The sequence below is a fragment of the Streptomyces sp. NPDC001450 genome, from assembly GCF_053597295.1.
In genome coordinates this window covers 24,671-51,158 of the sequence record NZ_JBSFHY010000014.1, presented here as the reverse complement: position 1 = coordinate 51,158, position 26,488 = coordinate 24,671, and the positions used below count along the sequence as shown (strand labels likewise).

Annotated in this window: 22 protein-coding genes and 1 pseudogene; 9 read left to right on the top strand and 14 right to left on the bottom strand. The window is 71.7% G+C overall.

Annotated elements, in window-relative coordinates; translation table 11 throughout:
* The first annotated feature begins 145 nt into the window (after window positions 1-145).
* Together ACWC5O_RS17500 and ACWC5O_RS17495 are read left to right on the top strand one after the other, a co-directional pair.
* Window positions 146-1,033 carry an SDR family oxidoreductase gene (locus ACWC5O_RS17500; RefSeq protein ID WP_450587530.1) on the top strand — a complete coding sequence of 296 codons (888 nt, stop codon included), beginning with the start codon at window positions 146-148 and terminating at the stop codon, window positions 1,031-1,033.
* 373 nt (window positions 1,034-1,406) lie between these two features.
* On the top strand, window positions 1,407-2,390 hold the full coding sequence (locus tag ACWC5O_RS17495; protein ID WP_450587528.1) for an aldo/keto reductase: 984 nt from the start codon (window positions 1,407-1,409) through the stop codon (window positions 2,388-2,390).
* A 15-nt stretch (window positions 2,391-2,405) separates the two neighbouring features.
* Here the strand turns inward: ACWC5O_RS17495 and ACWC5O_RS17490 are convergent, their stop codons facing one another.
* From ACWC5O_RS17490 to ACWC5O_RS17460, 7 genes are all read right to left on the bottom strand, one after another.
* A complete protein-coding gene (locus ACWC5O_RS17490) occupies window positions 2,406-3,059 on the bottom strand; it encodes a DUF2238 domain-containing protein (RefSeq protein WP_450587526.1) in 654 nt (217 codons plus the stop codon).
* Window positions 3,060-3,168: 109 nt separating this feature from the next.
* Window positions 3,169-4,203, bottom strand: coding sequence for a hypothetical protein (locus ACWC5O_RS17485; RefSeq protein WP_450587524.1), 1,035 nt, complete (start codon window positions 4,201-4,203; stop codon window positions 3,169-3,171).
* 122 nt (window positions 4,204-4,325) lie between these two features.
* A complete protein-coding gene (locus ACWC5O_RS17480; RefSeq protein WP_450587522.1) occupies window positions 4,326-5,951 on the bottom strand; it encodes a serine/threonine protein kinase in 1,626 nt (541 codons plus the stop codon).
* Between the two features lie 225 nt (window positions 5,952-6,176).
* On the bottom strand, window positions 6,177-7,202 hold the full coding sequence (locus ACWC5O_RS17475; protein ID WP_450587521.1) for a polyprenyl synthetase family protein: 1,026 nt from the start codon (window positions 7,200-7,202) through the stop codon (window positions 6,177-6,179).
* Window positions 7,199-8,239 carry a tetratricopeptide repeat protein gene (locus ACWC5O_RS17470; RefSeq protein ID WP_450587519.1) on the bottom strand — a complete coding sequence of 347 codons (1,041 nt, stop codon included), beginning with the start codon at window positions 8,237-8,239 and terminating at the stop codon, window positions 7,199-7,201. Before ACWC5O_RS17470 ends, ACWC5O_RS17475 begins: the two co-directional genes overlap by 4 nt.
* Before the next feature lie 153 nt (window positions 8,240-8,392).
* Window positions 8,393-9,070: an AIM24 family protein gene (locus ACWC5O_RS17465; RefSeq protein ID WP_450587517.1), complete on the bottom strand. Its 678-nt coding sequence runs from the start codon at window positions 9,068-9,070 to the stop codon at window positions 8,393-8,395.
* Between the two features lie 56 nt (window positions 9,071-9,126).
* Window positions 9,127-10,401, bottom strand: a complete 1,275-nt coding sequence (locus tag ACWC5O_RS17460; protein ID WP_450587515.1) for a CAP domain-containing protein — start codon at window positions 10,399-10,401, stop codon at window positions 9,127-9,129.
* 180 nt (window positions 10,402-10,581) lie between these two features.
* On the opposite strand from ACWC5O_RS17460, the gene ACWC5O_RS17455 reads away from it, so the two are divergent.
* Window positions 10,582-10,977: an LppU/SCO3897 family protein gene (locus ACWC5O_RS17455; RefSeq protein WP_450587514.1), complete on the top strand. Its 396-nt coding sequence runs from the start codon at window positions 10,582-10,584 to the stop codon at window positions 10,975-10,977.
* A gap of 259 nt (window positions 10,978-11,236) precedes the next feature.
* On the opposite strand, the gene ACWC5O_RS17450 is transcribed toward ACWC5O_RS17455, so the two are convergent.
* Entirely contained in the window at window positions 11,237-12,430 is a 1,194-nt protein-coding gene (locus tag ACWC5O_RS17450) for a serine hydrolase domain-containing protein (RefSeq protein ID WP_450587512.1), read from the bottom strand.
* A 312-nt stretch (window positions 12,431-12,742) separates the two neighbouring features.
* Between ACWC5O_RS17450 and ACWC5O_RS17445 the strand changes: the two genes are divergently transcribed.
* The 3 genes and pseudogenes from ACWC5O_RS17445 to ACWC5O_RS17435 all read left to right on the top strand — a co-directional run bounded on the left by ACWC5O_RS17445 (window position 12,743) and on the right by ACWC5O_RS17435 (window position 16,596).
* The gene (locus tag ACWC5O_RS17445) at window positions 12,743-14,527 is read left to right on the top strand and encodes a M4 family metallopeptidase (RefSeq protein WP_450587510.1); all 1,785 of its coding nucleotides are present in this window, start codon (window positions 12,743-12,745) and stop codon (window positions 14,525-14,527) included.
* Window positions 14,528-14,858: 331 nt separating this feature from the next.
* Window positions 14,859-15,379, top strand: a pseudogene (locus tag ACWC5O_RS17440) (glycoside hydrolase family 95 protein); the annotation flags it as partial.
* Entirely contained in the window at window positions 15,376-16,596 is a 1,221-nt protein-coding gene (locus ACWC5O_RS17435) for an SGNH/GDSL hydrolase family protein (RefSeq protein ID WP_450587742.1), read from the top strand. The pseudogene ACWC5O_RS17440 and the gene ACWC5O_RS17435, both read left to right, overlap by 4 nt.
* 71 nt (window positions 16,597-16,667) lie before the next feature.
* On the opposite strand, the gene ACWC5O_RS17430 is transcribed toward ACWC5O_RS17435, so the two are convergent.
* From ACWC5O_RS17430 to ACWC5O_RS17420, 3 genes are read right to left on the bottom strand one after another with little or no spacing between them, the layout of a single operon-like run.
* Complete coding sequence (locus ACWC5O_RS17430) at window positions 16,668-17,018, bottom strand: UBP-type zinc finger domain-containing protein (protein WP_450587508.1); 351 nt, start codon at window positions 17,016-17,018, stop codon at window positions 16,668-16,670.
* The gene (locus ACWC5O_RS17425; RefSeq protein WP_450587507.1) at window positions 17,015-18,496 is read right to left on the bottom strand and encodes an ATP-binding protein; all 1,482 of its coding nucleotides are present in this window, start codon (window positions 18,494-18,496) and stop codon (window positions 17,015-17,017) included. Before ACWC5O_RS17425 ends, ACWC5O_RS17430 begins: the two co-directional genes overlap by 4 nt.
* Complete coding sequence (locus ACWC5O_RS17420; protein ID WP_450587506.1) at window positions 18,493-20,169, bottom strand: FAD-dependent oxidoreductase; 1,677 nt, start codon at window positions 20,167-20,169, stop codon at window positions 18,493-18,495. Before ACWC5O_RS17420 ends, ACWC5O_RS17425 begins: the two co-directional genes overlap by 4 nt.
* Before the next feature lie 199 nt (window positions 20,170-20,368).
* Between ACWC5O_RS17420 and ACWC5O_RS17415 the strand changes: the two genes are divergently transcribed.
* A complete protein-coding gene (locus ACWC5O_RS17415) occupies window positions 20,369-21,235 on the top strand; it encodes a universal stress protein (protein WP_450587504.1) in 867 nt (288 codons plus the stop codon).
* 5 nt (window positions 21,236-21,240) lie between these two features.
* Here the strand turns inward: ACWC5O_RS17415 and ACWC5O_RS17410 are convergent, their stop codons facing one another.
* The 3 genes from ACWC5O_RS17410 to ACWC5O_RS17400 form a co-directional block, all read right to left on the bottom strand.
* Window positions 21,241-22,500, bottom strand: a complete 1,260-nt coding sequence (locus ACWC5O_RS17410) for a DUF4032 domain-containing protein (protein WP_450587503.1) — start codon at window positions 22,498-22,500, stop codon at window positions 21,241-21,243.
* Window positions 22,501-22,531: 31 nt separating this feature from the next.
* Complete coding sequence (locus tag ACWC5O_RS17405) at window positions 22,532-23,278, bottom strand: MBL fold metallo-hydrolase (RefSeq protein ID WP_450587501.1); 747 nt, start codon at window positions 23,276-23,278, stop codon at window positions 22,532-22,534.
* Window positions 23,279-23,369: 91 nt separating this feature from the next.
* Window positions 23,370-23,999: an alpha-ketoglutarate-dependent dioxygenase AlkB family protein gene (locus ACWC5O_RS17400; protein WP_450587500.1), complete on the bottom strand. Its 630-nt coding sequence runs from the start codon at window positions 23,997-23,999 to the stop codon at window positions 23,370-23,372.
* A gap of 122 nt (window positions 24,000-24,121) precedes the next feature.
* Here ACWC5O_RS17400 and ACWC5O_RS17395 point away from each other — a divergent pair, with 122 nt between their 5' ends.
* Both ACWC5O_RS17395 and ACWC5O_RS17390 read left to right on the top strand, forming a co-directional pair.
* Window positions 24,122-24,748, top strand: coding sequence for a TetR/AcrR family transcriptional regulator (locus ACWC5O_RS17395; protein ID WP_450587498.1), 627 nt, complete (start codon window positions 24,122-24,124; stop codon window positions 24,746-24,748).
* A gap of 65 nt (window positions 24,749-24,813) precedes the next feature.
* A complete protein-coding gene (locus ACWC5O_RS17390; RefSeq protein WP_450587497.1) occupies window positions 24,814-26,487 on the top strand; it encodes an FAD-binding dehydrogenase in 1,674 nt (557 codons plus the stop codon).
* The last annotated feature ends 1 nt before the right edge of the window (window position 26,488 follow it).

Sequence of the window (26,488 nt, the reverse complement as noted above, 5' to 3'; positions counted from 1 at the left end):
ACCCCGCGCTTCCTGGGGGCTGAAGCGGCTTCGACCTGTGGTGATGCCTGTTTCGCATTGCGTCATGCGAAACAGGTTTTGGACCTGGAGGTGGCCCCGGAGCAACGATGAAGGCATTTCCCCCAGCATTCGAGGAGCGGTCGACATGCGTGTTTTTGTCACCGGTGCCACGGGGTTCGTCGGATCCGCCGTGGTTCCCGAACTCATCGCTGCCGGGCACGAGGTCGTCGGCCTGGCCCGCTCGGACGAGGCGGAGGCCTCGCTGAAGTCGGCCGGTGCCGAGGCGTGCCGCGGCAGCCTGGACGACCCCGAGGGGCTGGCCCGCGCCGCGGCCGCGGCCGACGGCGTGATCCACCTGGCCTTCATCCACGACTTCACCGACATCTACGCAGCGGGCGCCACCGACCTGCGCGCCATCGAGGCGATCGGCGCCGCCCTGGCCGGCTCCGGCAAACCCTTCCTGGTCACCTCCGGCACCGGGATCGCCAGGGCGGACGGTGTGATCACCGAGGAGCACGGGCCCGCCCCGGGCAGCCACCGGGCCGCGTCCGAGGAGGCCACGCTCGCGCTGGCCGAGCGCGGGGTGCGGGCCTGCCTGGTCCGGCTCGCCCCCTCCGTGCACGACCGGGGCGACCAGGGCTTCGTCCCGCGCCTGATCGAGATCGCCCGGGCGAAGGGCGTGTCGGCCTACATCGGCGACGGCGCCAACCGCTGGACGGGCGTGCACCGTTCGGACGCGGCCCGGCTGTACCGGCTGGCCCTGGAGTCCGCGCCGGCCGGCGCCCGGCTGCACGCGACCGACGAGGAAGGGGTGCCCTTCCGGGACATCGCCGCGGTCATCGGACGGCATCTGGAGGTGCCCGCCGTCAGCGTGCCCGCCGAAGGGGCCCAGGACCACTTCGGCTGGCTCGGCCGGTTCGCCGGCGTCGACTGCCCGTCGTCCAGCGCGCGGACCCGTGGGCTCCTCGGCTGGGAGCCGCAGGGGCCCGGCCTCCTGGCCGACCTCGACGAAGGCCACTACTTCGAGGCGTAGTCAGCTGCTTCGAGGCGTAGTCGGCTGCTTCCAGGCGTTTTCAGCGCAGCAGACGGTCGAGGAAGCCGTTTCCGAACGGGAAATCCCGGGAGTTCGGCCGCGGCGAGGGCCGGATCGGCCGCCGCCAGCACGGGTACGGCGGCCGGTGCGGCGGCCGTGCGCAAAAGGCCGCGGCGGCGCACGGGCGCCGAACCACCGCTCCGGGAAGGAAGGTTGCTCACTGAGCGACCGATCACGGACTCACGCTGAGGGCCGCTTTACGGCAACCGGGTCTCCGTCGAGTCCTCAACCACTGATGTGGGTGCAACACGCACAGGCTCGCGCCGGAGCGACGTGTTCCGCCGGACGCGAGACCTGATGACACACTGACGCCATGGACGAACGCGTAATCGGCAGGTCGGGTCAGCGGGCATCGGTCGTCGGGCTCGGCACATGGCAGCTGGGCGCCGACTGGGGCGACGTGGACGACACGGAGGCCCTGTCCGTCCTGGAGGCGGCGGCCGAGTCGGGGGTCACCTTCTTCGACACGGCCGACGTGTACGGCGACGGACGCAGCGAGTCGACCATCGCCGCCTTCCTGGGCGGCCGGCCCGATCTGCACGTGCTGGTGGCCACCAAGATGGGCCGCCGGGTCGAGCAGATCCCCGAGAACTACGTCCTCGACAACTTCCGCGCCTGGAACGACCGGTCCCGCCGCAACCTCGGCGTCGACCGCCTCGACCTGGTGCAGCTGCACTGCCCGCCCACCCCCGTCTACTCCTCCGACGAGGTGTTCGACGCCCTCGACACCCTGGTGGACGAGGAGCGGGTCGCCGCGTACGGCGTGAGCGTGGAGACCTGCGCCGAGGCGCTGACCGCGATCGCCCGGCCGAACGTGGCGAGCGTGCAGATCATTCTCAACCCGTTCCGCATGAAGCCCCTGTACGAGGTGCTCCCGGCGGCGCGCGAGGCGGGCGTCGGTGTCATCGCGCGCGTGCCGCTCGCCTCCGGTCTGCTGTCCGGCAAGTACACCAAGGACACGGTCTTCGCGGCCGACGACCACCGCACCTACAACCGGTACGGCGAGGCCTTCGACCAGGGCGAGACCTTCTCCGGCGTCGACTACGCGACCGGCGTCGAGGCGGCCGCCGAGTTCGCCGCGCTCGCTCCCGAGGGATACACCCCGGCCCAGCTGGCCCTGCGCTGGATCGCCGAGCAGCCCGGCGTCACCACGGTCATCCCCGGCGCCCGCAACCCGGAGCAGGCCCGGGCCAACGCGGCCGCCGCCAAGCTGCCGCCGCTGCCCGAGGAGACGTTCACCGCGATCCGTGACCTGTACGAGCGCCGGATCAAGGACCAGGTCGAGCAGCGCTGGTAGGTGCCGTCCGGGCGGTCAGCCGGCCGTACGGGCTTCCAGTGCGGCCAGCTGACGGTCGTGCACCCTGCTGAGCAGCAGCAGCGAGAGCACGGCCCCGATCAGGGCGCAGAACATGTCCCACTGCGTGTCCCACACATCGCCCTGGGTGGCGAGGAAGGCGTCCGCGTTGTGCCCGCCGATCACGGCGGCCGCCCACTCCAGCAGTTCGAAGCAGGCGCTGAAGGCGAGACAGGCGCACACGGTGAGCGGGGCCAGCCAGCGGCTGCCGCGCAGCGGTGAAGTACGGCTGAGCAGTTCGCGGACGAGGACGGCCGGGACGAAGCCCTGCATCAGGTGCCCGAACCGGTCGTACGGGTTGCGGGACAGACCGAAGGCGTCCCGCACCCAGTCGCCCACCGGCACCTGCGCGTAGGTGTAGTGGCCGCCGACCGCGAGGACCAGCGCGTGCACGGCCAGCAGCCCGCACAGCAGCCCGGTCAGCGGGAAGCGCCGCCAGACCAGCACCACCAGGGGCAGCCCGACCAGCGCCCAGACCGTCTCCAGGAACCAGGTCGTGCGGTCGTGCACGTCCCACGCCGACACGGCGAGGCCCACGGCCACCACACCCGCGAACAGGGCGGGCGGCACGCGGCGCGGTGCGGCCAACGAGGCGGGGTGCACTGCGGTCATGGCGGGGCTCCTTGCGGGAGGAGAGGAAGAAGCCTCCATCGTGGCGGCGGCCGACGGGCCCGGGCATGAGTACCGCTACTCAGCCCGGGCTGAGGATGTCCGCCAGGCACTACGACCGGCTTCCGTGAGCCCCGCGCAGCGCGGCCAGGCAGGTGCCGATGGCCTGCTGGAGGTCCTCCAGGCGCTGGACCATGTCGTCCTCGTAGAAGTCCTGGGCGTCGTCGAAGGTCAGCTCCTCGAACGCCCGGGTCGCCTTCTGCAGGCTGCTGTAGAACTTCGTCCGCCGCTCCTGGACCCGCAGTTCGGGGTCGGCCTCGACCGTCTCGGCGACGAGGGACTTCATGGTGTCGTAGGCCTCGGTGGCCCACTCGCCGGTGTCCTCGCCGTCCTCCAGCTCGTCGATCAGCGACAGATGCCGCTCGGCCTCCTCGCGCAGCCCGACGGGCGCGTCCACGGTCTGCCCGGCCGGCGTCTTGATCTGGCCGGACTCGGCGATCTGCCGGACGTAGCCGATCCGGTCGGCGGCACGGCTCTCGCTCGCCACGGCCTTCTTCAGGTCGTCGGAGCGTACGACGTCCCGGGCCAGCTCGGCCTGCAGGTCGGGGTCCTCCTTGAGCCGGTCCAGCAGGGCGGAGCGGGCGGCCCGGGCGGTGGAGGGGTCGGCGAGGATCGCGGCGCGCAGCGCGGTGGGGTTCTCGGCGACCTCGAGGGCCTTGGTGGGGCGGATGCCCTCGGCATCGGCGGCCTCGGCGATGGCGGTGCCGCGCTCGGAGGTGGCGCTGTTGCGGGAGACGTAGTAGCTGAGCCACACGTCGGCGTCCGGCAGCTCGACGTCCTGGCCCGGCTGGAGCGCCTCGAACTGCGGGACGAGCCCGTCGTCGGCCGCGCGGTCCCAGGCCTTGTAGTAGCGCATGACCCGCTCGGGCGAGCAGCCGGCCAGCTCCGCGAACTCCCTCGCCGACACCTTCGGCGTCTCACCGGCGGCCTGTCCGCCCGGCCGCACACTGCGCGCCACCATCAGCGCGAAGGCCCAGCCGCCGGTGCGCGCGTAGCCGCCGAACTCGCGTGCGTCCCGCGCCACGAGGTCGGACAGGGGCGCCGCGGTCGGCGCGGACGTCTCGGACGGGTCGGTCGCAACGGTCACGGATGACTCTCCTGGAGGCATGTCTCAACGGGACCGCACTCGGTGTGTGAGTGCGACTGAGCAGCCTATATCCACCCATTGGCGATGCTTTGACGGCCCTGCCGTCCAGTGCGGGGCGCCGGTCAGACCTTCGCCTCGCGGAAGGTCTGCAGGAACGTCCTGAGAGCGAGCCGGTTGCCGGCATCGTCCCAGGCATTGGCCGGCGTCGTGAAACGAAGGGAGAAGCTGTGCCCGCCGCCGAGCAGGAATCCGCGCCCGAAGGTGTGCACCCGCGCGTCGCCGGACCCGGACAGCCACTCCAGGTCGGCTGCCTGGTAACCCTGGTAAGTGGTGGCCCGGATGCTGCCGACCCGGTGATAGCCGGGGAGCCGCTCCAGCACGGGTTCGACCTCGTCCCGCCATACGGCGACCGGATCCGGGCCGGCCTGCTCGCTGTAGGTGACGGCGAGGGCCGGGGAGTCGGCGTCCGTGCCGAAGGTGATGCGGTAGGCGTGGTCGGCCCCGCGTGAGGTGGACAGCCGCTTCCAGCCGTCCGGCAGGGCCACGGAGAAGCCCTCCGGGGCCGTGTAGCGGTGGAAGCCGGCAGGCAGGGCCGGGGACGGTGAGCTGCTGGGGCTCGGTCTGGTGCTCGTGCTCGTGCTCGTGCTCGTGCTTGTGGCTGTGCTGGGACTGGCGCTCGGGCTGGGGGTGTTGTTCTCGGGGCGGTCGGCCGGTGGGGTGGCCGTGGCGGTGGGCAGCGGCGGCTCGGCGGCGGTGGAGGTGCCGGGCAGCTGTTGGGTCGAGGCCAGGACGGCCGCAGCGACGGTGACGACGGCCAGCGCGGTCCCGGCCACCATCATCCGTCTGCCGCGTTCCGGGCCCATGTGCCGTACGGCCACGTAGGCGCTGCGCAGCCGGGGCGTGGGCGCGGGGTCGCGGTCCGCGTCGGCGTCCTCGTCGAGAGCCCGGATCAGCGCCTTGCGGACCACCGGCCGGGTCAGCCGCTCCCGGGAGTTCTTGCGCAGCAGCCCCTGGACGGACTGGGTGAGCGGGCCGGTGCGCAGCGGGGTGCGCAGGGGCAGCCGGTCCACGGCCTTCAGGGTGGCGTCCGGGCGGCCCCGGTCGCGAAACGGCGGGCGCCCCTCGACCGTCGTGTAGAGGATCGCGCCCAGCGCCCACAGGTCGGCCGCCGGTCCGATGCGCTCGTCGCGGGCCTGTTCCGGCGAGGCGTACGACGGTGCCGTGAGCCTCGGGGCCAGCGTCGCGCCCGCCAGCCCGAACCCGGCGACCACGACCGGGCCCCCGTCCCGGACGAAGACCTGGCCGGGGCTCAGCTCGCCGTGGGTGATGCCCTCGTCGTGCGCGGCCTGGAGCACGTCGAGGAGTTCGAGGCCGATCCGCGCCGCCCGCACCGGGTTGAACGGGCCTTCGCGGTCGAGGAGTTCGTTGAGGGGGGTGCCGTCGATCCAGTCCGTGACCGTCCACAGGGCGCCCGCCTCCACGACGGCGTCGACGACGGTGGCGACCTGGCCGGGGCACAGGAGCCGCATGACCTCGGAGGTCCGGACGACCCGGGCCGTGGCGCGGCGCAGGGTGTCCGCGTCGCAGCTCTCCGGGAGGCCGATCTGTGCCACCAGGCGGGGCTGGTTCGCCGTCACGTCCTCCGCGTACCACCACAGCCGGTTCGTCTCCCGGGCGAAGACCTCGAGGAGCCGGTACCGGCCGGCGACCAACTCGTGTGCGGAGGCGTGCGCCTTGACCATGGTCATCCCTCGCTGAAACCCCTGACTCGTCCTTTCTCACAGGTACGCGGGGTGCGCGGGGGAGTGTTCAAAGATTCCGGAACTCCGGCCCTTTCCTGCCTTTTATTCAACTCGTCGAAAGCGCTTGCGGGTTTGGGGTGGCGGCACATGACCGGGCATCGACCTGCGGGTAACCGACGGTAAATGCCCGGGTGCGCCGCCGCGTTCGGAGCGTGCGCGGTCAACGCGGTTTCAGAGGTCGCGGGCCACCAGGAAGTCCAGCAGGCGAAGCAGTTCGTCGGCGGCGGGCAGCGGGACCTCGGTGAGCAGGGAGCGCGCGGTGGCGGTGTGCGTGCGGGCTTCGGCCAGCGTCGCCGTGCGGCCGCCCGCCTGCTCGATCAGCGCGGCCGCCTCCTCGGTCCGACCGGGGTGGTCCAGCACAGCGGGCAGGTGGCGGGCCGCGGAGGAGTCCAGCGCGGCCAGGACCGGGAAGGTCTTCTTGCGCTCCCGCAGATCGCCGCCGACCGGCTTGCCGGTGACGGCCGGGTCGCCCCAGATACCCAGCACGTCGTCCACCAGCTGGAAGGCGACGCCCAGATGCCGCCCGGCGCGGTCCAGCGCGGTGACGACCGGCTCGGGCGCCCCGCCGAGCGTGGCCCCGAGCGCCGCGGCGCAGCCCAGCAGCGCGCCCGTCTTGTGCTCCGCCATCGCCCGGTACTCCTCGGGCGTGACCCGCTCCGGCCCGCCGAAGGGCCGCGCGGCGAACAGCAGGTCGTCGGCCTGCCCGCGCACCAGATCGGCCAGGGCCGCGGACAGGAGCCGAACGGCACCGGGACCGCCCGGCACGGCGGCGAGGGTCTCCACGGCGAGTGCGAACAGGGCGTCCCCGGCGAGGACCGCCGGACCCGTGCCGTACGCCTTCCACACGGCGGGGCGCCGGCGCCGGGTGGCGTCGCCGTCCATGATGTCGTCGTGGAGCAGGGAGAAGGCGTGCACCAGCTCCACCGCGACCGCCGCCGGGACCCCGGCCCGCCCGTCGGCGCCCGCCGCCCGGGCGCCGAGCACCGCCAGCGCCTGCCGTACGCCCTTGCCGCCCGGCGCGGCGGCGGGAGCGCCGCCGACCTCGCACCAGCCGAAGGAGTACGCGGCCATCTCGGCCACCCAAGGGTGCAGCCGTGCCACCGCCTCCGTCAGCGCGGGGCGCACCAACTCCCCGCAACGGTCGAGGATTTCGGGAGCCGAGGGCGGCGCCTGCACCGCCGAGGGGAGCGCGGTCACCGTACGACCTCCGCGTCCAGGCCGAACTCCGCCTGCGCCCGGGCCACCATCTCCCGCGCGTGCCTGAGTCCGCTGCGCTCCAGCACCCGGGCCAGATCGGTGAGTTCGGCCGCTGTCTCGGCGCGGTCGCGGCCCAGTTGGGCCAGCGACTTGGCCAGGCCCAGCCGGGCCAGCGCCTCGCCGCGTGGCTCGCTCATCGCCCGGAACTCCTCCAGGGCCAGCTCGTACAGGTCCCGGGCCTCGGCGTACCGCCCCGCGCGGTAGAAGACGTTCCCGCGCATCTTGTGGTTGTAGGCGAGCGCGCTGGACAGGTTCATCGCCCGGCAGGTGACCTCCGCCCGCGCCAGCAGCTCCAGCGCCCGCTCGGTGTCCTTGTCGCGGACCGAGAGGACGTCGGCGAGCCCGCGCAGCGCCCAGGCGTGGCCGCGCCGGTCCTCGGCCCGCTCGGATATCTCCGCCGCCTCCTCGAAGAGCGCGTACGCCTTGTCGTACTCCCCGGTGTTGCGGTGCATCTGCGCGATGCCCTCCAGCGCCCACACCGTGTGCCGGGCCTCCCCGCGCCTGCGGGCCTCGGCCAGCAACTGCTCGTGCAGCCGGCCGACCGCCTCGTAGTCGCCCTGGATGCGGCCGGTCTCCGCGAGGCCCGCCAGCGAGTAGCCGCGGACAACGATGTCGCCGCCCTGCTCGCCGAGTTCGGCCGCGAGCCCGAGCAGCCGCCAGGCCAGCGGGAACGCGCCGCGCTGCCGGGCGAGGGTGCCGCCGCTCCACAGTGCCCACGCCATCGCGGCCGTGTCCCCGGCCTCCCGGGCGAACCGGTAACTCGCCTTCCAGGCCCGGTCGGCGTCCCGCACCTGGCCGAGCCGCCGGTGGGCCTCGGCGACGGCGAGCCCGCAGCGGGCCGCCTCGTCGGGGCGGCCCGACCGCTCGGCCTCGCGCAGCCGCTCGGTGCCCTCGCTCAGCACGTCGACGAGCGAGGAGTTCACGGACAGGGTGGTCAGGGCGCCCTGGTACTCCGGGGCGAAAGCCTTGCCGTACATGCATGCCTTTCTATACACGGTGTGTATACATAATGTGTATAGCGTGCCGAAAACACGCCCTGACCCCGGGGGCCAGGGCTTGGTCTGTTGTCGGTCAAGACGCCGGTACGGCAAAGGGGGTTGCCTGTGAGGCGTAGATCACGTCACGGGGCGTCAGTGCTGCTGCGCCTTCTGCGGGGTCTCCTCGCTCGGCCGTACCACGACGTAGCCCTCACCCTGGAGCATCAGCTGGACGGCCTCCCCGGAGCCGCCGCGCAGCATCGAGCCGAACGACTGGGAGCGGTGCAGGGACGTCTGCAGATGCGCGGTCCAGCCGACCACCGCGTCCGTGTCGACGTACACCGGGTACTGGGCCGAGACCGGTATGACCAGCGGGTTGCCCTCACAGACCAGGCCGAGCCGGCCCTGCCCGCTGAACACGCTGTTGAACAGGCCGCCGCCGGCGATGCCCGAGCCCTTCACGGTCTTGATCTCGTACGACAACGAGGGGTCGAAACACAGGACGTTGCGGCCGTTGACGGTGAACTGGTCGCCCGGCTCCACCTCGACGATGAAACAGTTCTGCGCCTCGTGCGCGAACCACACCTCGCCCTGGCCGCGCACCGCCATCAGCGGCAGCCCCTCGCCGGTGACCGCGCGCTTGAGCATGCCGCCCACGCCCTGGCCCTTGCGCTCGAACTGGAGGCCGCCACGGTAGGCGATCATCGCGCCCTGGCGGGCGTACATCTCGCCGTTCACCGCGTACTTGATGCACTTGGCGTTCTCGACTGTCATGCCCGGCTCGACGGCCGGGCGCACCATGTGCTGACTGGAAAAGAGATCACCCTTCATGTGGGGCATGGTGTCCCGGAAGGTGCCGCTCCGCCAAGATCACGGTATGTGCCCGGTCAGCCACCGAACAGCTGGGCCCAGTAGGTGCCCGCCCGGCCGCCGCCGGTGAAGCCGACGCCGATGTGCGTGAAGTCCGGTTCGAGGATGTTCGCGCGGTGACCCGGGCTGTTCATCCAGCCGTCCACCACCTCGGCGGGGGAGCGCTGTCCGCAGGCGATGTTCTCGCCGATGGTGCGCCGGCGGGAGCCCGCGGCGGCGGCCCGGTCCCAGGGCCGGCTGCCGTCGGGGCAGGTGTGCGCGTAGAAGTCGCGGGCCACCATGTCCGCACAGTGCGCCTGCGCGGCCCGCGCGAGCGGCGGATCCGCCGTCAGCGGTGCCAGTCCGGCCCTCGCCCGCTCGGCGTTGGTGAGTGCGACGACCTCGGCGACCGTCCGGGACAACTCGTCCGGCGCCAGGGGCCTGGCCCACAGTGCGGTCCAGTACCGGTCGCCCGCGTCGGCGTGGGCCAGGCCGAGATGGGTGAAGCCCGGGTCGAGCAGGGTGCGCCGGGCCTGGCCGGTGTCCAGGCAGTAGGCGACGAACTCGGCCGGGGTGCGCGGCCCGGACACGAGGTGCTCGCCGATGGTGACGTACGTGTATCCGGTGGCCGTGATCCGCTGGTGAACCGAGACGCCGTCCAGGTCCTCGGCGGTGAGCCGACCGGCGGCGGCCATCGCGTCGGCGTGCGCCCGGGCGGCGGAGCCGAGGCGCGCGTCTATCGCCACCGGAGGGGAACCGGCCCGGGCCCGGGCGGAGTTGACCAGCCCGAGGAAGCCGTCGGCGTCCGGACCGGGCGCCGCCCGCGCACCGTCGTCCACAACGTCCACCCCGAAGTCCCGGGCCAGCCCCGCCAGCCCGTCGGCGTACCCCTGCCCGATCGCCCGCAGCTTCCAGCCGGGCCCCCGCTGATACAGCTCGGCGAGCAGCAGCACGGTCTCCGGCCCGAGCCGCGGCGGGACGAAACGGGACCAAACATGCCCGGAGCTGTCGGCGACTTCGAGCCGGGGCGCGGGCAACCGCCCCAGAGGCGTGCCCGGCTCGGCCGCACTGACGGCAACGGTGACCCGGGCGGCCCCGTGCCGCAGCCGCGCCGGATCGACGTGGAGCGTGTCACCACGCAGCCGCACACCGGGCGCGCCCGGCTGGTTGTAGAACACGAAGTCCCCGTCCCCACCGACCTTCCCGCCCCCGTCCGTGACGAGGGCGGACACATCGAAGGGCCCGGCGACCCGCAACAGCAGCGCACCACCCGGCAGGGCCAGATTCCCTCCGGGAACCAACTCGCTCGTCACATCACAGGCAACGCGTGGCAAGCCCCGGTGAGTTCCGGCCCCATGACCCGGGTGATCGCCGCTCTGCCCGACTCCGGCGACATCGACCAGGTCCTCCAGGGGCCGGCAAACGACGAGTACAGGCAGGTGGGTTAGATTCGTGGTCGTCTTCGCAAGTCCCCACCGCCTGAGGAACTGCCCGTGTCCCAAATTCCACCCCTGGGCGGCCTGAACGCCTCGTACACCTCGGCGCAGACACGACGCAACCGGCTGATCTTCCTCGGTCTGGTCCTTGTCCTCGCGGGCATGGTGGCGTTCTGGGCCTTGGGCCCGTACGACACGAAGGACCAGTCCGCGACGCTCAAGGCCGGTGACTGCTTCCAGAACATCGGGACGGACAAGGAAGCGAAGACCAAGAAGCTCGACTGCGCTGACCCGCACGCCGACTACAAGGTCCTGAAGATGGACAAGGACGGAGTCGTCGATACCTTCTCGTGCTCCGACGTCCCGGGCACGACCGGCTCGCTCACCCAGTCAGGCCCCGGAAAATGGTTCGTCGTCTGCTTCAAGAAAAACGACGAGAAGGGCAAGAAATAGCTGGGCGCAGCCCACCCCCACCAACTGACCGTTCCAGGACGAGGCTGCGTCTTCGCCTCACTCGACCGTGGCCGCCCGGGTTCCAGGCGTCGCGTGATCCTCGATCGCCGACACTCCGCTCGCAGCATCATCTGCCTTCGACGACTGCGCCGGTCATTCGGAAACCGTCGGTCAAGGGGCGCGCGGGGCTGTATCGGCATGCGGCTCCGCCGCACGGGCGCGACCAGCCCCCACCCACCCGCACGCGACGACGCAATCCCTACTCCTTCAAGTCCCTCTCCATCACCGCTGAGTCACCCAGCTCCTTCGCCGGCTTGCCACAGAACGCCGACTCCAGCACCCCCGCCAACGTGTTCAGCACCGTCGAGTTGTTGGACGTGTTGGCCAGAGCGGTGACACTCCGCTTCCCGTCCTTCGAGGCGAACGCATACGTGTAGTACCCCTGCACCGCCCCCGTGTGCCCGTACACCGAAACCCCGCACGACAGATCCCGCCGCCGCAGCCCGAGCCCGTACGACGTCGTGCTGTTGACCCGCGTGAACCGCTCCATCTCCGCGAGCCGCGCAGCGGACATCAGCTTCCCCCGCAGCAGCGCCGAGTAGAACGTGTTCAGGTCCCGCGCGCTGGAGATCATCGCGCCCGCGCTCTGCGCCCACGACACCGTCTGCGCGGTCGCGTCGACCAGCTGGGTGCCGGCCGTGTCCGGGGTGAGGTACCCGCGCGTGTACCGGCCCGGGATCTTCGTGTCGGGGTGGACGTAGAAGGTGTCGGTCAGCTTCAGCGGCTTGAGGATGCGGTTGTCGTACTCGGTCTTCACGGAGTGCCCGGTGAGCTTCTCGATGAGCATGCCCGCCACGACGAAGTTCGTGTTGGAGTAGGAGTACGCGGCGCCGGGCGCGTTGGTGCGGGGCTTCTTCAGCGAGAGCGTGACCAACTGCTGGTAGGTGTAGACCTTGTTCCGTACCGCCTCGAAGCCGGACACGCTCTTGGCGAACATGTCGTTGCTGTAGTCGTACAGGCCGCTGCGGTGGCTCAGGATGTGCCGGACCGTGATGCGGTCGTCCGGCAGCAGCTTGGGCAGGTAGCGGTTGACCGGGGCGTCCAGGTCCAGCTTGTGCTCGTCGGCCAGCTGCAGCAGGACCACGGCCGAGAAGGACTTGGTGACGCTGCCGATGCGGAAGCGGTCGCCGGTGCTGATGCCCTGCCGTGTGCTGCGGTCGGCGACGCCCCGGCTCAGCCGGTACGTGCTGCCGTCGTCGTCGATCCGGGCCAGGGCACCGGGCGCGCCCTGCGCCACCGCCGAGCGCAGCACCGCGTCCAGGCCCGTGGTGTCGGGCGCCGGAAGCGCCGCCGGCGTGGGTGCGTCCGCGGTCGCGGCCCGCGCCGGGAACGCGACGAGCGACAGCACGACCGCTCCGAGTACCGCACCCCTGCTCACCCTTGCTGAGACCATCCGGCTCTCACTCCCGTCCTTGCGGTTTCTGATGCGACATCGGTCACATCCCGGCCTGGGAACCTAGAGGATCCGGGCAACGTCTCCACAGCCGACACACAGTTGGCCGTATCGTGATCACCCCCGCGGCAGGCATTCGCAAAGGATTGTCATAGAAAACCGCGAAATGGATCATTCCGGCTTTACGTGCGCATGACTCATCCGTAAGGGTTACTCCTCGGAGCCCGACCAGCTCCCATGGCGCCCAACAGTGCCATGTCTCAAGGCAGTTGGTGATCCCGACTGTCTTCGAACGAAGGAACCCTGATCAGATTGCGTAGACCGCACATACGCAGCGTGGCGGTCGCCGTCGCGGTGACGACGGCTGCTACGGGCCTGGCCGGTACGGCCTTCGCGGGTCCCTCCACGGGGGTGGAGCGGTCCGCCGCGTCCGCCGCCTCGACGGCCACGCTGGTGGTGGAGGCGGCGCGTACCGCGGCCTTCGCCCACACGGCGGCGACGGGCGTCTCGCAGGGCGACGAACTTCACGTCCAGGACGTGATGATCGACCCCGAGGGTGCGCGCCACGTCCGCTTCGTCCGCACTCACAATGGAATGCCCGTTCTCGGTGGTGACCTGATCGTCCACCTGAACCGGCAGCTGGCCTACACGGGTGTCACCCGCGCGGCCGGCGAGTCCGTCAAGCCCGCCACCACCAAGGCCAAGCTGACCGCCGGTCAGGCCGCGGCGAAGGCCGCCCAGGCCGCCAAGGGCGACGCGGGTGACGCCGAGCTGGTCGTGGACGCCCGTGGCGGCGCTTCCGCCCTCGCCTACCAGGTGACCGTGACCGACAAGGGTGCCTCCAGCACCGTCGTCATCGACGCCGTCACCGGCAAGGTGCGCAGCAACACGCCCGACGCGGACCAGTTCCTGTCGCCGAAGCTGGTCGACACGCTGCGCAAGCGCGGCGAGACCATCGACCCGGCCACCGGTATCGGCTCCGACGCCGCCGCCGACCTGCTCGGCTCGGGTGTCTCCGGCGCGACGAGCTACCCCTCGGCCGCGCACGGCACCGGCAAGACCCTCTTCGTGGGCAACGTCGGTCTGACCACCACGGCGACCTCGCGCGGCCACTACCAGCTCAAGGACCCGACCCGGTACGGCACCGAGACCCGGGACGCCAAGGGCAAGTACACGGAGAGCTTCGGCGCGGGCACGAAGTTCACCAACACCACCAACGTGTGGGGCAACAACAAGACCAGCAGCCGTGCCAGCGCGGCCGCGGACGCCCAGTACGGCGTGACCAAGACCCTGGACTTCTACAAGAAGACCTTCAACCGCAAGGGCATCGCCAACAACAGCAAGGCCGCCCGCGCGATGGTCCACTGGGGCAACAAGGTCGCCAACGCGTTCTGGGACCCGACCTGCAACTGCATGCTGTACGGCGACGGCGACGGCCGGGTATTCAAGAAGCCGCTCGTCGTCCTCGACGTCACCGGCCACGAGCTGACCCACGGCGTGGTGGAGGCGACCGCGAAGCTGGAGCCGACCTTCGTCGACAGTCGCGGCAACCAGTACGGCGAGCCCGGCTCGCTCAACGAGTCGCTCGCCGACATCTTCGGCTCCAACGTGGAGTTCTACGCGAACAACACGAAGGACACGCCGGACTACCTGATCGGCGAGAAGCTGGGCCTGGACCAGAAGTTCCTGCGCCGCCTCGACCACCCGTCGCTCGACAAGCTCGAGGGCACGATCGACTACTGGTCGCCGGACACGTACTACACTGAGGTGCACGCCGGCTCCGGTGTCTCCTCGCACGCCTACTACCTCCTCGCGGAGGGCAGCGGCAGCAAGACGATCAACAACGTCAAGTACAACTCGCCGACCTACGACGGCTCCACGGTCAAGGGCATCGGCCGCACCAAGGCCACGGCCATCTTCTACCGTGCGCTGACCCGCTACATGGTCTCCACCACCGACTTCCACCAGGCGCGCATCGCGACGCTGAAGGCGGCCAAGGACCTGTACGGCTCGACCAGCACCGAGTACAAGACGGTGAACAAGGCGTGGGCCGCGGTGAACGTCACCACCGCCAACACGCCGGCCGCCCGCCACTGACGGACGGCAGCGCACACCAGCACCACCGGATGCCCCGCCTCGCGCGGGGCATCCGCATGTCCCAAGCCGTGCGCCGGTGTCGCCAACTGCCTCCACAACAACCGCTGTTTCACCGTCACCCCGCACGGCAGCGCCCTGCACACCACCGGCTATGAGGCGGCGATGCCCGCTCGGTGAACCGGCGCCAACGCCCTCACCTTCGACAGCGGTTCGGACTACGCACCGGACATCGACCGCATCGACGCCCGCCTCCCCCCGCCAGTAATCGTCCTTCACCGCGACCGCCGCCCCGCAGCGGCCCGCCGCGACTCCCGCGCCCGACCCCCGTCACCAGCTGTGGTGGCGGGCTCTGGGCAACTTCCGCGCCGCGGCGGCCGAGCTGGGCCGGGACGCCGAGTACGCCCGTATCATCGGCGCACTCCGTGACCGCCTCCACCTCCCGGTCGTCAGCCCGAAGACGGGCCGGCTGGAGGAGTGGATGTCCCCCGACAACCTCGGCGAGACGGCTCCACCCTCTCTGACATCGTTGCCGGCGCCACCGCCCTGCTCACCGTCCGCGGCATGGACAGCTTCGGCTGGGCCAACGCCAAGGGCCGGGGCATCTTCCGGATCGACGTCAACTTCGGCACCCCGGCCGCCGCCGTGGATGCTGCTCTACTCCCGCCCCGGCCACCGGACGCTGGGGCCCGCGGCGGCTTCGTCGTGGACCTGCGCCGGCGGGACGGGAAACCCACCGAGGTGCGGATGCGCAGCATCGGCGGCACCATGACCTCCGTGGGATACGCAGGCACGTCCCGGACGGTCCGCCTCAACCCCGGCGGGTCCGTCACGCTGAAGGACGTCGCGTGGTGACCGGCCGGTCGGGGCGCGTCTGCCGGATCGCCGCCGTGCTGCTGGTGGCCGTCGCCTGCCAGTCCGTACCCGCCAGGGCATCCGGCCCGCCGTCCGAGGCCACCGCCCGGGGCTCCGGGGTCGTCACGTGGGCGGCCGGCGCCGACCGGCTGGGCGAGGGCACGGCCGACCGCGGATACCGGCTGGTCGTGCACACCAGCGTCGGCGGCGGTGACCTGCGCATCCGTGTGTCCAACGCCTTCGGTGACCGCCCGCTGACCCTGGACAGCGTCTACGCCGGCCTGCAGCGCCAGGGCGCCGCACTCCGGCCGGGCAGCAACCGGCGGCTGACCTTCGGCGGCGCCCGCACGGTCACCGTCCCGGCCGGTGCCGTCGCGTGGAGCGACCCGCTGCCGGGGAAGGTCCCGGCCGCCGTCAACCTGGTCGTCAGCCTCCACAGCAGCAACGCGGCGGGCCCGGCCACCGGCCACGGCATGGCGATGCAGACGTCGTACCTCGCCCAGGGCGACCACACCGCCGAGGCCGGCGCGGCCAACTGGACCGAGGCGACCGGATCCTGGTGGTACCTCGACGCCGTCTCCGTACGCCCGTCGAACGCCGCCACCGGTGCCGTGGCGGTGCTCGGCGACTCCATCACCGACGGCTGGCAGTCCACCACCGACCTCAACCGGCGCTGGCCCGACTACCTGGCCCGGCGCCTGAGCGGCACCGGTACGACCGTCCAGGGCGTGGCCGACGAGGGCATCTCCGGCAACAAGGTCCTCGCGGACGGCGTCGGGCAGAGTGCCCTGCACCGGCTGGACCGGGACGTCCTCGCCCTGCCCGGCGTGCGCACCGTCTTCCTCTTCGAGGGGGTGAACGACCTCAAGGCCCACTCCGGCGTCACCGCGGCCGACCTGATCGCCGGATACCGGGAGATCGTCCGGCGGGCGCACGCGGCCGGGAAGTGCGTGGTGGGCGCGACCGTCGGGCCGTTCGAGGGCTGGTCCGAATGGGACCCGGCGGCCGAAGCCGTACGCGAGGACGTCAACCGGTTCATCCGCACCAGCGGGGAGTTCGACGCGGTCACCGACTTCGACCGCACCCTGCGCAGCCCCTACGTCCGCGAACGGATCCTGCCCTTCTTCGACAACGGCGACCATCTGCACCCCAACGACAAGGGCATGCAGGCCCTGGCCGACTCCGTCGACCTGGGCAGCCTCGGCTGCTCCCGCTGACAGCCTGGGCCGGCCGGGCCACCCGGACCCGGCCGCCCGGTGCACTGTCTGCGTGCCGATCCGCCGCCGGCTCAGCGCAGCGTCTCGGCCCAGTTCGCCGGCACCCGCCCCGCCGGACCCGGCGCCGGCTGGTCGGCCGGATGACTGACCGGGGGCGCGAGTTCGGGACCGGACTCGTACAGCTCGTTCTTGTCGTAGTTCCAGAACCAGGCCTCGCCCGGCTCGAAGCTGCGGATCACCGGATGCCCGGTCTCCCGGTAGTGGCCGGTGGCGTGCTTGGCGGGGGAGTCGTCGCAGCAGCCGATGTGCCCGCAGGTCGCGCACCGGCGCAGGTGGAACCACCAGCCGCCGGCCTCGTCGCACTCCACGCACCCGGTGCCGCTCGGCGGAACGCTCGGGTCGATGGCGGCCTCGTCGCTCATACTGCCTCCTCGGGGGCGGTCTTCAGGGCGGACGCCTCGTCCTGTGGCGTCTCGGCGGTCAGCGGCAGCAGTACCTGGAAACGGGTGTCGCCGGGCACCGACTCGACCTGCAGCGTGCCGTGGTGCTTGTTCACGACGATCCGCCACGAGATGTCCAGGCCGAGACCGGTGCCCTCGCCGACCGGCTTGGTGGTGAAGAACGGGTCGAAGATACGGCTCTTGATCTCCGGCCGGATCCCGGGACCGGTGTCCCGGAACTCCACCAGCACCCGCTCGTGGTCCAGCGCGGTCCGTACGGTCAACGTGCCTTCCCCGCCCGTGCCGTTGATGGCGCACACCGCGTTGTCGATGAGGTTCGTCCACACCTGGTTCAACTCCGCCGGATAGCCGGGGACCGGCGGGAGCGTACGGTCGTACTCCTTGACCACCTGGATGCGCGAGCCGATCTTGCCCGACAGCATCAGCAGCGTGCTGTCGAGGAGTTCGTGCACGTCCACCACCCGGTAGGGCGCCCGGTCCAGCTGCGAGTACTGCTTGGCCGCGTCGACCAGGTGCGAGATACGCGTGGTGGATTCCTCGATCTCGGTCATCAACAGCTCGGTCTCGATGGTGTAGTTGAGCCAGCCGATCGCCCCGGGCAGGATCTCCTCGTCCACGGCCGCCGCGACCTGTTCCAGCCAGTCGATGTCGAGCCCGGCCTGCACGAAGGTCGGCGCCAGCTGCCAGCCGTAGTCGAGGCCGTGGTCCTCCAGCCATTCCGTGAGCATGTCCTCCCGGTCGGAGGCCTCCAGCGGGCTGAGCGCCGGAGCCTTCGCGACCCGCTCGGCGGTGCGCTCCTGGATCTCGATCAGGCTCGCCAACGCGTCCCGGGAGAACGGGCCTTCGGCGATGACCGCGAGCTTGTGCCGCATCTTCGCGACCCGCTCCCGCAGGGTCGACGTGGCCCGGACGGCCGCCGCGGCCGGGTTGTTCAGCTCGTGCGTGAGACCGGCCGACAGCGAACCCAGCGCCAGCAGCCGCTCCCGCTGCCCGACGGTGGCCTGGAGGTTCTTCGAACCGAAGAAGAGGCCCTCCAACAGGTGCACGGCCATCGGGAACCACTCGCTCATGATGGCCGCGAAGGTGTCCGCCGGCAGCACGAAGAACCGCGTCGGCTCCGTCACCCGCATCGAGTTGTTGTACGCCTGCCGCACCCGGTCACCCAGGTACGCCTGCATGGCGCCCGCGTACACACCGCGCTGCGAGGTGCGGGTGACCTCCACGTCGTCGCCGCCGACACGCCGCGAGAGTACGACCGTGCCCTCGATCATCACGAAGAAGCAGGTGGCGGGGTCACCCTCGGTGTACACCGGGCCGGGCTGGAACAGCTCCACCCGGCCCTCGCTGCACAGCCGGCCCAACTGCTCCGGCGCGAGCTTCTCGAAGAGGAACAGAGAGCCGATCTCCCTCGGGCTGCACGGCATCAACTGCCCGCTCATGACTGCTCCAGATACCGGTGGACGAGCATGACGGCCATGGCTCCCTCTCCGACGGCGGACGCGACACGCTTGGCGGACTCGGCGCGTGCGTCGCCCGCCACGAACACGCCGGGAATGCTGGTCTCCAGGTGGTACGGCGGCCGGTCCAGCTCCCAGCCCGCAGGCGGCCGACCGTCCGCGGTCAGATCGGGCCCGGCGAGGATGAAACCGCGCTCGTCGCGCAGCACCGTGTCGCCCAGCCAGTCGGTCAGCGGAGCCGCGCCGATGAACACGAACATCCACTGGGCGTCGACCTGTTCGCTCTCACCGCTCGCCACATGGCGCAGCGTCAGCCGCTCCAGACGGTCCGAGCCGTGCGCGGCGTCGACCACCGTGTGACTGCGCACCGAGATGTTCGGGGCCTCGTTGATCTGCTGGATCAGGTAGTACGACATCGACGCCGACAGGTCGGGTCCGCGCACCAGCAGCGTCACCGACTTGGCGAACCTGGACAGGTACATCGCCGCCTGACCCGCCGAGTTGGCGCCGCCGACTATGTACACGTCGTGCCCCTGGCAGGCGGTCGCCTCGGTCAGCGCCGAGCCGTAGAACACCCCGCAGCCGGTCAGGTCGACGCAGCCCTGGGCCTCCAGCTGCCGGTACTGCACGCCCGTCGCCAGGATGATGCTGTGCGCCGCGATCGCCGAGCCGTCCGCGAACCGTACGATCCGGGCCGCGCCGTTGACCTCCAGTCCCGTCACCTCGCGCGCGCTCAGGATCTCGGCGCCGAACTTGGCCGCCTGCCGCCGCGCCCGGTCGGTGAGCTGGGCACCGGAGACGCCGTCGGGGAAGCCGAGGTAGTTCTCGATCCGGGAGCTCTGCCCGGCCTGCCCGCCGGTCGCCGACCGCTCCACCAGCACGGTCCTGAGCCCCTCCGAGGCACCGTACACGGCAGCGCCGAGCCCGGCCGGGCCGCCGCCGATGACCACGAGGTCGTAGAAGTCGGCCGTGGGCGTCGTCGCCAGGCCCACCCGTGCGGCCAGCTCCGGCGCTTCGGGTTCGACCAGCACCGAGCCGTCCGGGGTGATCACCAGCGGCAGCCGCTGCCCGTCCTGCCCCGCCGCCGCCAGCAGTCGCTGCCCCTCCGGCTCCTCCACCGAGTACCAGCGGTACGGCACCTGGTTGCGGGCCAGGAACTCACGCACGTCCGACGAGCGCGCCGACCACCGGTGCCCCACGACCTTGGTGCTGGCCACGGACCGGTAGTCGCTGTGGCGCCACGCCTCCAGCAGGTCGTCCAGCACCGGATAGAGCTTCTCCTCCGGCGGGTCCCACGGCTTGAGCAGATAGTGATCGAGATCGACGACGTTGATCGCGTCGATCGCCGCGTTGGTGTCCGCGTACGCCGTGAGCAGCACGCGCCGCGCGCCCGGATACACGTCCAGCGCCTGTTCGAGGAACTCGATGCCGTTCATCTGCGGCATCCGGTAGTCGGCGAGGATCACGGCCACCAGGTCGCCGCGCAGCTTCAGCTCGCGCAGTGCCTCCAGAGCGGACTCTCCCGACTCGGCGCGCACGATCCGGTACGACTCGCCGTAGCGCCGCCTGAGGTCACGGGCGACGGCGCGGGAGACTCCCGGGTCGTCGTCCACGGTCAGGATGACGGCCCGCGCTGCGTCGGCGGCCTGTGCCATGCGTCTCCCACCCCGAGCGATCGGTTCCACGGGACGGTGGACCATCTGGAGTGCAGTCCACCGCACCGGTTCGCGCCCATCGTATGTTCGATCGCCCGCGTTCGCTCCGGGATACGGCCCCGAGGGACAGCCACCAGCGGCAGGAACGCGGCGTGGTGAAGACTGGCCCCACGGACACGGAAGGCTGGGAGGCCCGCGCATGACACGCCCGATCACGGCAGGGGTGGACGGCACGCAGGAGAGCTTGGCCGCGCTGGACTGGGCGGGCCGGGAGGCCGTACGGCGGGGGCTGCCCCTGCGCGTGGTGCACGCCTGGCGCTTCCACGACGCCCTGCACGAGGCCGACCGGGACACCCAGCACGGCTGGGTGTCGGACGGCGTCTCGGACGCCGTGCGCGCCGTCTCCGCGCGGCATCCGGAGCTTCCGACGAGCGTCGACGTGGTCGAGGGCGGGGCTGTCGAGGCGCTGGTCGACGCCGCGGCGGAGGCCGAGATGCTGGTGCTCGGCTCGCGCGGGCACGGCTCGGTGGTCGGATTCCTGCTGGGCTCCGTCGGACAACAGGTGATCGCCCAGACGAACCGGCCCGTGGTCCTGGTGCGCGCCGGGGACGAGCCGGCGGCGGAGGCGGCCGGACGGGACGTCGTCGTCGGCCAGCAGGGCGGTCCGGAGGACAGCGCGGCCGCGCTGCGGTTCGCGTTCGAGACGGCGGCCGCCCGCCACGCCACCGTCCGGGCCGTCCGGGCCTGGACGATGCCGCCGGTCTTCGCCTACAGCCCCGGTTCGCTCAAACTCCTGGACGACGCCGGCGGGCTCGAACCGTACGAGCGCAAGGCCCTGAGCGAGGCGCTCCGGCCGTGGCGCGAGCGCTTCCCGCAGGTGCCCGTGGCCGAGCACATCGAGATGGGCAGCGCGGGGCAGGTGCTGCTCTCGGTGGCCGGGAGGGCCCAGCTGATGGTCGTCGGCCGGCGGGCGCACCGCACGGCGGTGGGCGCCCGCATCGGCTCGGTCGCCCACGGCGTGCTGCACCACGCCGAGTGCCCGGTCGCCGTGGTCCCGCACGACTGACCTGGTCACGCGGGCCCGGTACGCGTGGTCTGGTCGGGGGTCGTCGGCTCCAGGGTCGCGCGGGCCTTGGGCAGGACGTTCGCGATGTAGTCCTCGACCGCGGTGTCGAGGCCTATGTCGTGCTGCGCCTGCTCGGACAGGTACCACCGGTGTTCGAGCAGTTCGTGGTAGATCTCGGCCGGGTCCATGGTGCCGCGCAGCTCCAGCGGGACCGCGCGGACGGTGGGCCGGAACACGTCCCGTACCCAGCGGTGGGCCAGCACCTCCGGGCGGGCGGCGAGGGGATCGCCGGGCGCGTAGTCGTCCTGGGTTGCCATCCAGCTCTCCAGGTCGTTGAGCAGCCGCCGGGCCTGGTTCTCCTCGGCGTCGAGGCCGGTCAGCCGCAGCAGCTGGCGCTGGTGGTGGCCGGCGTCGACGACCTTGGGCACGAACGTGACCGTGTCGCCGTTCGAGGAGTGCTCGATCTGCATCTCGGCCACGTCGAAGCCGAGGTCGTTCAGGCGGCGTATCCGGCGCTCTATGTAGTGGTACTTGCCCGCCGGGTACACCGAGGTGCGGGTCAGCTCCTGCCACAGGCCGCCGTAGCGGGTGCAGATCTCGTGGCCGAACTCGACGGGGTCGACGGACGGGTGCAGCGCGCCCGACGCCTCCAGGTCCAGCAGCTCGCCGCTGATGTTCACCCGGGCCAGGTCGAGGTCGTACTCCCGCTGCCCGGGGCTGAGCCGGGGGTGCAGGTCGCCCGTCTCGGCGTCCACCAGGTACGCGGCGTAGGCGCCCGCGTCCCGGCGGAACAGCGTGTTGGACAGCGAGCAGTCGCCCCAGGCGAACCCGGCCAGGTGCAGCCGCACCAGCAGCACCGCGAGGGCGTCCATCAGCCGGTGCATGGTCGCCGGGCGCATGGTCGTCTCGAACATCGATCGGTACGGCAGCGAGCCGCGCAGATGCCGGGTCACCAGCACCGGCTCCAGCGGAGCGCCGGCGCGGTCGGTGCGGCCGGTGATCACCGCGAGGGGGTCGACAGCGGGGATGCCCAGCCGGTCCAGGTCGCGCAGCAGCTCGTACTCGCGCAGGGCGGGCCGCTCGGCCAGCTCCTTGACCGCGATCACCTCGTCGCCGGCGTGCGCGTAGCGCACGACGTGCCGGGAGATGCCCCGGGGGAGCGGCACGAGGTACTCCTCGGGCCACTCCTCCAGGGGCACGTCCCAGGGGAGTTCGAGCAGGAGCGCGGGGTGCTCCGGGTTCGTGGCGCTGATCTGCAAGGCCATGGGACGAACCCTAAGCCCCCACCGGGCATCCTCAGGAGGCGCGTTCCCTGGCCTGTTCGGCGGCGGCCCGCACGGAGCCCCGGTGGACCGGGCCGTGCCCGGGCAGCAGTGTGTCGCCGTCGAGCGCTCCGATCAGCTCCAGCGAGGCCACGGCCCGGGGCCGCTCGTGGTGGAAGAAGTCGTGCAGCATCTGCGGGCCCTTGAGCCGCGAGGTCGCGTGGCCGGTGGCCAGGGCGTCGCCGGAGATGACGATGCCGGCGTCGGGCAGGTGGTATACGCAGTGGCCGTCCGTGTGGCCGGGGGTGTGCACGGGGACGGGCCGGCCCGGCAGATCGAGCGCGCCCTCGGCAGGGAACGGCTCGGGAGCGGTGACCGGGTTGTGCTCGATCCCGCCCACGCGGATCACGTGCACCGCCCACGGCACCACACCGGGCCGCCAGGCGTTGCGCACGACGTCGCCGATCGTGGCCTGCTGGAGGAACTCCCGGCGCGCGTGCGGGACTTCCGCCGGGTGGAGGTAGACCGGGGTGCCGTAGGTGCTGCGCAGATACTCGGCCGAGCCGATGTGGTCGTTGTGCGCGTGGGTGATCAGTACGGCGGCGACCGCCTCGGGGGCACTGCCCACCGTGGCGAGGGATTCGAGGACGCCCTGCCGGTCCCCGGGGTACCCGGTGTCCACCAGTGTGACGGCGTCGCCGTCCTTGAGGATCACCCAGTTGGTGTTGTGGCCGTGCACCAGGTAGGTGCCGTCGGCGACTTGGCGTACGTCTGCCTGCATGATCTCCCCGAGGCCCAGAGCGACTGGTCGTCGGGGACAGCCAACCAGATGGCGCACCGCCCTCCGCAAGAGGGCGGCCGGAACGGGCCGGTCACCGCACGCCGTGCGGCCGGAACTGGATGCTGATCCGCGGTCCGGTGGCGCGGGCGGTCTTGGGGATGCAGTGCTCCCAGGTGCGCTGGCACGAGCCGCCCATCACGACGAGGTCGCCGTGCCCGAGCGGCCGCCGGACCGTGGTGCCGCCGCCTTCGGCCGGCCGCAGCAGCAGGTCCCGCGGCGCGCCGACGGAGAGGATCGCGACCATCGTGTCCTGACGGGCGCCCCGCCCGATCCGGTCGCCGTGCCAGGCCACGCTGTCCCGGCCGTCGCGGTAGAAGCACAGCCCGGCGGTGGTGAACGGCTCGCCCAGCTCCTCGGCGTAGTGCGCGGACAGGGCCGTGCGGGCCTCGTCCAGGACGGGGTGCGGCAGCGGGTCCTGTGCCCCGTAGAAGGCGAGCAGACGCGGTACGGCCACCACGTTGTCGTACATCTTGCGGCGCTCCGCCCGCCACGGGACCTCGGCCGCCAGCTGTTCGAACAGGGCGTCGGCGCCGCTCAGCCAGCCCGGCAGCACGTCGATCCAGGCGCCCCGGCCCAGCTCGGTCCGGTGCAGCCCGTCGAGGGAGCCGAGCCGCAGCTCGTCGGTCTGATCGAACAGGGAGCCCTGGAGGTGCGTGGACATGGATCCAGCTTACTCCTCAATCGAAAATACGTTCCCATCATGGAAGGTCTTTCGATGCGTCGGTGTATCGGATACATTCCTGTATCGAACGCAGGGGGTGGGGGGCGACGGAGGTCTCGGCGATGGCGGCGCAGGACACGGCACGGCGGGTCACCAAGCGGCGGGCGCGGACACGGGCCAACCTGCTCGACGCCGCCTTCGCGGTGTTCGCCGCCAAGGGCTTCGGCCGCGTCTCCATCGAGGAGGTCTGCGAGGCCGCCGGCTACAGCCGGGGCGCCTTCTACTCCAACTTCGCCACCCTGGACGAGCTGTTCTTCGCCCTCTACCAGGAGCGCGCCGACCTCATCGCCGCCCAGGTGGCCGACGCCCTCGCCCAGGACGGACCCGACCTCGACGTGCCCGCCTCCGTGGACCGGGTCACCGAGGTCCTGCTCCTCGACGTGGACTGGCTGCTGGTGAAGACCGACTTCCTGGTGCACGCGGCCCGCGACCCGGCCGTCGCACACGCCCTCCTCGATCACCGCACCCGGCTCCGGGAGGCCATCGCCGACCGGCTCTTCCGGGCCCGCGGCCACACCGAACTGCCCGCCGTGCTCGGCGATTCCGACGGCGCCGCCCGCGCGGTGGTCGCGGCCTACGACGGCGTCACCACCCAGCTGCTGCTGGACAAGGACGTCGACGCGGCCCGCACCTGGCTCAAGCAACTGCTCACCGCCCTGCTGACCGACGGCAGCGGCACCCCCGTATGAGCCGTAGGCGGACCTGGACGGAAGCAGACGCAAGCAGAAGCAAGCGGAAGGAAGGAACGGACGCCATGGACGCGGACGTCATCGTCGTCGGAGCGGGCCTCGCCGGCCTGGTCGCGGCACACGAACTCACCAGCCGGGGCCGGCGCGTCGCCCTGGTCGACCAGGAGAACGCCGCCAACCTCGGCGGCCAGGCGTTCTGGTCCTTCGGCGGGCTCTTCCTCGTCGACTCGCCCGAGCAGCGGCGCCTCGGCATCAAGGACTCCTTCGACCTCGCCTGGAACGACTGGCGGGGCAGCGCCCGGTTCGACCGCCTGGAGGACGAGGACTCCTGGGCGGTGCGCTGGGCCCGCGCCTATGTCGAGTTCGCGGCCGGCGAGAAGCGGTCCTGGCTGGCGGGGCACGGCATCACGCTGCTGCCGACCGTCGGCTGGGCCGAGCGCGGCGACCTGCGCGCCGACGGGCACGGCAACTCAGTACCCCGCTTCCACATCGCCTGGGGCACCGGCACCGGCGTGGTCGAACCCTTCGTCCGGTACGCCCGGCAGGCCGCCCGCGACGGGCTGCTCACCTTCTACCACCGCCACCAGGTCGACGAACTCGTCCTTGAGGACGGCGCGGCCCGCGGGGTGCGCGGCACCGTCCTGGCCGACGACGACGCGCCGCGCGGCGTGGCCTCCAGCCGCGACCGCGTCGGCGACTTCGAACTCACCGCCCAGGCCGTGATCGTCACCACCGGCGGCATCGGCGCCAACCACGACATCGTCCGCCGCTACTGGCCCGAGCGGCTCGGCACGCCCCCCGCCGAGATGGTCACCGGCGTCCCCGCCTACGTCGACGGCCGCATGCTCGACATCAGCGCCGAGGCGGGCGTGCGCCTGGTCAACCGGGACCGCATGTGGCACTACACCGAGGGCCTGCAGAACTGGAACCCCATCTGGCCCGGCCACGGCATCCGCATCCTGCCCGGACCGTCCTCCATCTGGCTCGACGCCCTCGGCCGCCGCCTGCCCGACCCCTGCCTGCCCGGCTACGACACCCTCAACACCCTCAAGCACCTGCGCACCACCGAGGACATCGCCGGGTACGACCACTCCTGGTTCGTCCTCACCCGGAAGATCATCGAGAAGGAGTTCGCGCTCTCCGGCTCGGAACAGAACCCCGACATCACCGCCAAGGACCGGGGGGCCGTGCTGCGCGACCGGCTGCTCGGCAAGGGCGCCCCCGCACCCGTCCAGGCCTTCCTCCACAAGGGAGCGGACTTCGTCACCGCGGACACCCTGGAGCGCCTGGTCGAGAGGATGAACGGCCTCACGGACAAGCCCCTGCTGGACGCGGCCGAGGTACGCCGCCAGATCGAGGCCCGCGACCTGCAGATCGCCAACCCGTACAGCAAGGACTCCCAGGTCCAGGGCATCCGCAACGCCCGGCGCTACATCGGCGACCGCCTCGGCCGGGTCGCCACCCCGCACCGCATCCTCGACCCGGCCGCGGGCCCCCTGATCGGTGTCCGGCTGCACGTCCTGACCCGCAAGACCCTCGGCGGCATCCAGACGGACCTCGACTCCCGCGCCCTCGGTTCCGACGGCACGCCCATCGGCGGCCTGTACGCGGCGGGCGAGGTGGCCGGCTTCGGCGGCGGAGGCGTCCACGGGTACAACGCCCTGGAGGGCACCTTCCTCGGCGGCTGCCTGTTCTCGGGCCGCGCTGCGGGCCGGGCGGCGGCGAAGCAGACGGACTGAC

Coding starts and splice junctions, on each gene's coding strand:
- ACWC5O_RS17500 (WP_450587530.1), top strand. CDS start 146: ATGCGTGTTTTTGTCACCGGTGCCACGGGGTTCGTCGGATCCGCCGTG.
- ACWC5O_RS17495 (WP_450587528.1), top strand. CDS start 1,407: ATGGACGAACGCGTAATCGGCAGGTCGGGTCAGCGGGCATCGGTCGTC.
- ACWC5O_RS17490 (WP_450587526.1), bottom strand. CDS start 3,059: ATGACCGCAGTGCACCCCGCCTCGTTGGCCGCACCGCGCCGCGTGCCG.
- ACWC5O_RS17480 (WP_450587522.1), bottom strand. CDS start 5,951: ATGACCATGGTCAAGGCGCACGCCTCCGCACACGAGTTGGTCGCCGGC.
- ACWC5O_RS17470 (WP_450587519.1), bottom strand. CDS start 8,239: ATGTACGGCAAGGCTTTCGCCCCGGAGTACCAGGGCGCCCTGACCACC.
- ACWC5O_RS17465 (WP_450587517.1), bottom strand. CDS start 9,070: ATGAAGGGTGATCTCTTTTCCAGTCAGCACATGGTGCGCCCGGCCGTC.
- ACWC5O_RS17450 (WP_450587512.1), bottom strand. CDS start 12,430: ATGGTCTCAGCAAGGGTGAGCAGGGGTGCGGTACTCGGAGCGGTCGTG.
- ACWC5O_RS17430 (WP_450587508.1), bottom strand. CDS start 17,018: ATGAGCGACGAGGCCGCCATCGACCCGAGCGTTCCGCCGAGCGGCACC.
- ACWC5O_RS17425 (WP_450587507.1), bottom strand. CDS start 18,496: ATGAGCGGGCAGTTGATGCCGTGCAGCCCGAGGGAGATCGGCTCTCTG.
- ACWC5O_RS17420 (WP_450587506.1), bottom strand. CDS start 20,169: ATGGCACAGGCCGCCGACGCAGCGCGGGCCGTCATCCTGACCGTGGAC.
- ACWC5O_RS17415 (WP_450587504.1), top strand. CDS start 20,369: ATGACACGCCCGATCACGGCAGGGGTGGACGGCACGCAGGAGAGCTTG.
- ACWC5O_RS17410 (WP_450587503.1), bottom strand. CDS start 22,500: ATGGCCTTGCAGATCAGCGCCACGAACCCGGAGCACCCCGCGCTCCTG.
- ACWC5O_RS17405 (WP_450587501.1), bottom strand. CDS start 23,278: ATGCAGGCAGACGTACGCCAAGTCGCCGACGGCACCTACCTGGTGCAC.
- ACWC5O_RS17400 (WP_450587500.1), bottom strand. CDS start 23,999: ATGTCCACGCACCTCCAGGGCTCCCTGTTCGATCAGACCGACGAGCTG.
- ACWC5O_RS17395 (WP_450587498.1), top strand. CDS start 24,122: ATGGCGGCGCAGGACACGGCACGGCGGGTCACCAAGCGGCGGGCGCGG.
- ACWC5O_RS17390 (WP_450587497.1), top strand. CDS start 24,814: ATGGACGCGGACGTCATCGTCGTCGGAGCGGGCCTCGCCGGCCTGGTC.